This is a genomic window from Paraburkholderia terricola, from assembly GCF_900142195.1.
GTDB lineage: Bacteria > Pseudomonadota > Gammaproteobacteria > Burkholderiales > Burkholderiaceae > Paraburkholderia > Paraburkholderia terricola.
This window is the reverse complement of record NZ_FRAB01000093.1, coordinates 1-5,083: the sequence shown is the minus strand read 5'-3', so window position 1 is coordinate 5,083 and position 5,083 is coordinate 1. Positions and strand designations below refer to the sequence as shown.

Genomic DNA, 5,083 nt, shown 5'->3' with positions numbered 1-5,083 from the left:
ACCAGCCAGCCGCTCGATGCACGGCAAACCACCTCGCAACTGGTGAATGCCGAAAGCGTGCTGGAATCGATGTCCGACGCCAGCACCGCGCACCAGGCGGAAAGTCTCAGGGAGGGCTACGACTCGCTGAAGGCATTCACCGACGCGACACGGAACAACGTGTCGGGTTCATCGTCAGGTGGGAACACCGCAGGCGGTGGAACAGGAAGCGCAAATGCGTTCGGAGAACCGCTCATGCTGTTCGGAAGCCCTTCGGGCATCGCCCTGTCCACGCAGCAGTCCGTTCACATCGCGAGCGATGCACAGACCAACCTCGTGAGCGGACAGAGCACGCACATCGCAACGGGCAAATCGTTGATCGCAAGCGTCGCGCAGAAGCTGAGCTTCTTCGTCCAGAACGCCGGAATGAAGCTGTTTGCGGCCAAAGGAAAGGTGGAGATTCAGGCGCACAACGACAACATCGAGCTCACCGCACAAAAGAGCGTCAAGCTCGTTTCAGCGACCGGGCAGATTCAGGCAATCGCCAAGGGCGAAATTCTGTTGACCTCAGGCGGCGCCTATATCCGCCTCAAGGACGGCAACATCGAGATTCACGCTCCGGGCAACATCGACGTGAAGGGCGCGCAGCACAGCTTCAACGGCCCGACCCGAATCGATGAAAAGTTTCCGTCGTGGAACGACAGCGCGCCGCGCCGGGCGGTGGATTTTTCGGGGTAGCGGCGTCGGCGGCCGACACAGTCTTGCAACAGCAATTTGAACGAAGGATAACGCGTGGCGCAACAACAGGAACAGCCGTCGAAAGTCGAGAGATGGGCGTATCCATTTCCTTTGAAGAACCCCGGTGCACGGCCTGCGCCGGAGGACTATCTCAGCGCTCTCAGCGCGTCGGAAGACGGTTTTTATCCGATCGGTGCGAACGGACTTTGGCACGGCGGAATCCATTTCGGGAAGGAGACGGCTGGCAAGTTGGAGCAGGACCACGGCGTCAGGTGTATTGCCGACGGTGAGGTTGTGGCGTATCGCCTTAACGCGAAGCTGCAGGAGCTCGCGTATCCGGAGGGGATCAAGGCCGGTTACTCAAGCGGGTTCACGCTCGTACGGCATCGGCTTGTATTGCCAGAGCCCGCCCTGCCGTCCACGCAACCTACGGATACCGCAAACAGCGCGCCGACGCAGAACGCAAGCCCGACTGCCGAAGAAGTCTTGACATTCTTCAGCCTCTATATGCACACGCTGCCGCTCGACGGCTACGGTGCGTCGAAGACGCTGCCCTCGTACTATGGCGCGACCGACATTTATACGGTGGGCAACAAGGCAAACGATTTCCGCAAGAATGCGGCTGGCCAAGAGGATGACAGCCAGCCCGGGCTAAGGGTGCGCGCTTCGCATGCGGCCGGCAGCGCCGTCCTAGGTTGGCTTTCGCGCGGTACGCAGATCAAAATTGGCCAGAAACACGGTTCGTGGGGCAAGATCGCAAGTTTTGTGTCAGGTGCAGTGCAGTGTTACCAGGAAGGCGCTGCAATGCCCGCGAATGCAGCGGCCGGATGGGTTTTCCTGGGAGAGTTGGACAAGCAAAGCCAGCCTTCGGCTGTGGATCAGGTGTATGTCCTCCCAAAGCCTTATAAGATTGCGGCGGGCGAAACGATCGCACATATGGGCGAATACCAGCGACTCGTGGAAGCGCGGGCGCATCATACGCTGCCGCCCAGGCTAGGTGAGCGTCCGCTGCTCCATGTCGAGGTCTTCACGGGAGACGATCTCAACGCGTTCATCTCGCGCAGCCGCGTTAGAGCACTGCAGCTCGACCCGAAAACGCGCAACCTATTGCTAATTTCGAAGGGCGCAAAGCTGGTGCAGCCGTCTGTTCCCGATACGTCGATCCCCCAGGGGACGTCCGTAAAGGACGCCCCCGGTTCGCCGAACAGCGGCGCGTGGCGGAAGGTGTTGCGGGTTGATGCAAGCGGTAATCCGATTAGCAACCAGGCGCTCTGGATCGCTCGCGAAAACGGGCATGGCAATGATGCTCGGCCGGCGTGGAGCGCGTTTCCGCTGAGCTTGCAATCAGCGGGGGGCGTAGCGGCCGCCTGGACACGTGTGATTAGCACGGCATCGGCGCCATATTGTGCCGAAGCAGAGAGCAAGATCTGGTACGCGGTCAGCATCGCCGATCAGAACAATACGCAAGTCGATGGCTGGGTGTGCGATCACGGTCACCCTCTCGTCGAGCTAAAGAGTCCTTGGGATTGGCCTGGATTCGATGTCGTGAACCTGCAGACATCGGTTTCGGACTTGTTCGAACGGGCGCTCTTCATTGCCGATAGCGGTACGCCGGATGAGATCGCGCTTTTCGAGGACTCGTTCAACAGCGCGCGCTCCGATGAGACCATTCGCAAACTTGAAGATGCCATTGATGCTCTCGAGCAGCGCGACGGCAAGATCGCTGCGCACGAACTGCAGATGGCGCTCGGCAAACCGTGGCTCGCGGATCGCATTGATCAACTGATCGTGCGATACGAGAGCGAATGGGGAGGCGAGATGGGCAAGTGGGATGCGTTGGATTCGCATATGCATGCGGGACTACCGGTATGGCAGGTGGAGAAGACGCGGATCGATGCGCTTAGATATTGGGCGGCTATCACCGGAGTGATGGGGTGGCCAACGGACGCGAACGTCTACCATATCCATCCCGCTGGCGTCGTGGGGAATTTTTTTGATCCCGACGCTTGTGCTTGCGGCTGCTGCGTGGAAGTCACCGGAACGCGCTTCAAAGTGACTACAAACACGTATTGGTACGGGCCGCAGCATTCGGGTTCGATTCAGTTGGGTGCCTGTCCGGCGTTGGCGACTATGCGGACCAACGGAACTTTAAGCGAGATCGAGGAGAGAATCTTGCGGGCAATGTCGCAGAACGAAGGCAAGGTGGATACGGTTCAGGCGATCGACAAGGCGATTATCAGCGCCGGAGCAATGCAGAAGACCATCCGCGGCGCGCAAAGCCGGGGGGAGTTGGCCACTCAGATCGCGTCTTTTCGAGACGCGCATCCGGCCGATTACCAACGGTATTTCTCCAATTGTGGCTGGACCGTCACCGGTTCGGGCGGCGATGCGTCGCTGGGGTATGCGGATTCCACATTTACGAATGGCGTTCGGATCATCGGCGACGAGCTTTACACTGCACTGCGGCGCGACTGTTCGATCGACACCTTTGGCAAACCGGTCAAGTGTCCGCCAGTCGCATCGATGGCTCACGCCGTGTCGTCGCCGCTCTATCAGGAGCTGCAGGTCAAGGATTTCGTCGATCGCCTCAATCACGCTATCGGCAAGAAACCCAGTGGTTATGATTACCCGATCAGGGACTATTTGCAGTCGCCACTGGGCCGCGCGACCGTGCTGGACCAGGACGTCAATGCACCTGGTGCGACGGCAAACAGCATGAAAGCTTCGCTAGATCATTTTTTTCAGCAGAATCCGCACGCACCTCGTAATCCCGCAGAGTGGGGGGCAAACAGAGCGGCGTATGAAACCAGCATTCTGCAAGACTACGGCCCTTCACGCTATATGGCGCAAGTGAACGGCGTGTCGGTCGCGCCGCAGCGATACGCTCATTTGGCTCAAATCCTGGGAATGCCATCTTGAAAAACGCGATCTTCAGATTTAGGAAGGCAAGTGTTTCTCTGGTTGAAATTTGCTCGCCTTGCACGCAAGCGCTTCGTATCGGCGTGGCGATTGCGACGGCGTTGTTGTTGACCGGTGGTGCGGTTGCGCCAGCACTTGCCGCCGCCCCGTCGTCCACGTTCCGGTTCGCTTTGCCGGGTGGGGCGGCGATTCTTTATGGCAACGCCGCGAACCCCCAAGCGCCGTTGCCTCAGCGTGCATGGAAACAGGCCGTATTTTATTTCCCCACAGGCGCGACGTTCAGCCTACTGCCACGCGCTGGCGATCGGGCAGCGGGAGGAACGCAAATGGAACCACCGAGCGACAGCAATATCTCGCCATCCGGTCACTACGTTGTTATCGGGCGAATTGAGTCAGGATCGGTATCGTCGGGGCCAGGGCAGCCGGAGTCCGACTCGAGCCGGGAATATTGTTCCGCCATTGAGATTCGCACGGGGTGCATCACCGCCGACCAGACCGGTGAGATATGTGGAGCCGGCTGGCAGGCTGGTCAGCGTGCGCAATGGGGAACTGACGATCAGACCGACTTGATGCTTAGAAGCGATCGTCCGTCGGCAAGCCGGTTGTTGCACTTTATCAGCGCTGGTCAACCGCCACGCGCGCTGGTCGACGGGGATTCCGGTGCCGACAATCTTTTGCGTTGCGATCCACCGTCGTCGGCTAATCGTGAGATCTATCGGAGAATTGCAGCCAGTTTGCGCGCGGCTGGTGCGCACAGCGATGCAGGCGTGATCGACGCCGCGCTGTCAAGCGCGGACGGAGGTACCGCCGATAAGCCAACGCCGACGGCTATGGAAACGGGGCATCGTGCCATCGTATCCGCGCGAAAGGCGTCGCTTTATACGGCGCCTGATGACGCCCACGCGAGTCAGGCGTATCTGGTCCGGAACGATGCCGTGACGATATTGAAGCAATCGCCGGCGGGCTGGGCCTATGTGGACTACGTCAATGGTTCCGGCAAACATCTGCTTCGATGGATCAAGGTCGATCAGCTGGCGATCAAGCCGTAATGCGATCCGCAACCGAAATTAAATCGGTGGGGCGGCTTATCGATTCCCCCGAGCCTGGATAGCGTCAAGCAGCACGTCCGGTCGTGTTGCCTCACGGGATGATGTTACTCCCGGGTAGTTGTCACGGACCCGTTGTTTTGTGGTGAAGGCTGGCGCTGCGTAGCGGCGCCAGCCTTCACCGCATCCGCATGACCAAGTATCCTTGTGACCAGTTCTCTCGCACGGTTCGATCGCCATGCCTTCACACGGCGCTGCAGGGTCCGAAGCTGGGCACTGGAATACATCGCCGGAGCCATCGCGACGAGGCGTTCATGCAGCTTCTTCGCCGTAATCCCGGGCTCGCTCTCAAGCCATTGCTGTATGGTCGGCCACGTATGCTCGAACGGATCTTCACGGCT

The 5,083-nt window shown here is 59.5% G+C and carries 3 protein-coding genes and 1 pseudogene; 3 read left to right on the top strand and 1 reads right to left on the bottom strand.

Annotated features, from left to right (window positions below):
* From BUE39_RS33480 to BUE39_RS34750, 3 genes are all read left to right on the top strand, one after another.
* A partial coding sequence (locus BUE39_RS33480; protein ID WP_143032058.1) for a DUF2345 domain-containing protein occupies positions 1 to 717 on the top strand: 717 nt, incomplete at its 5' end.
* Positions 718 to 771: 54 nt separating this feature from the next.
* The gene (locus BUE39_RS33475; RefSeq protein WP_073432962.1) at positions 772 to 3,636 is read left to right on the top strand and encodes an SH3 domain-containing protein; all 2,865 of its coding nucleotides are present in this window, start codon (positions 772 to 774) and stop codon (positions 3,634 to 3,636) included.
* Positions 3,633 to 4,685: a hypothetical protein gene (locus BUE39_RS34750; protein WP_143032057.1), complete on the top strand. Its 1,053-nt coding sequence runs from the start codon at positions 3,633 to 3,635 to the stop codon at positions 4,683 to 4,685. The genes BUE39_RS33475 and BUE39_RS34750 overlap by 4 nt, the downstream gene beginning before the upstream one ends.
* A 104-nt stretch (positions 4,686 to 4,789) precedes the next feature.
* Here the strand turns inward: BUE39_RS34750 and BUE39_RS35845 are convergent.
* Positions 4,790 to 5,083: pseudogene (locus BUE39_RS35845) on the bottom strand (transposase); the annotation flags it as partial.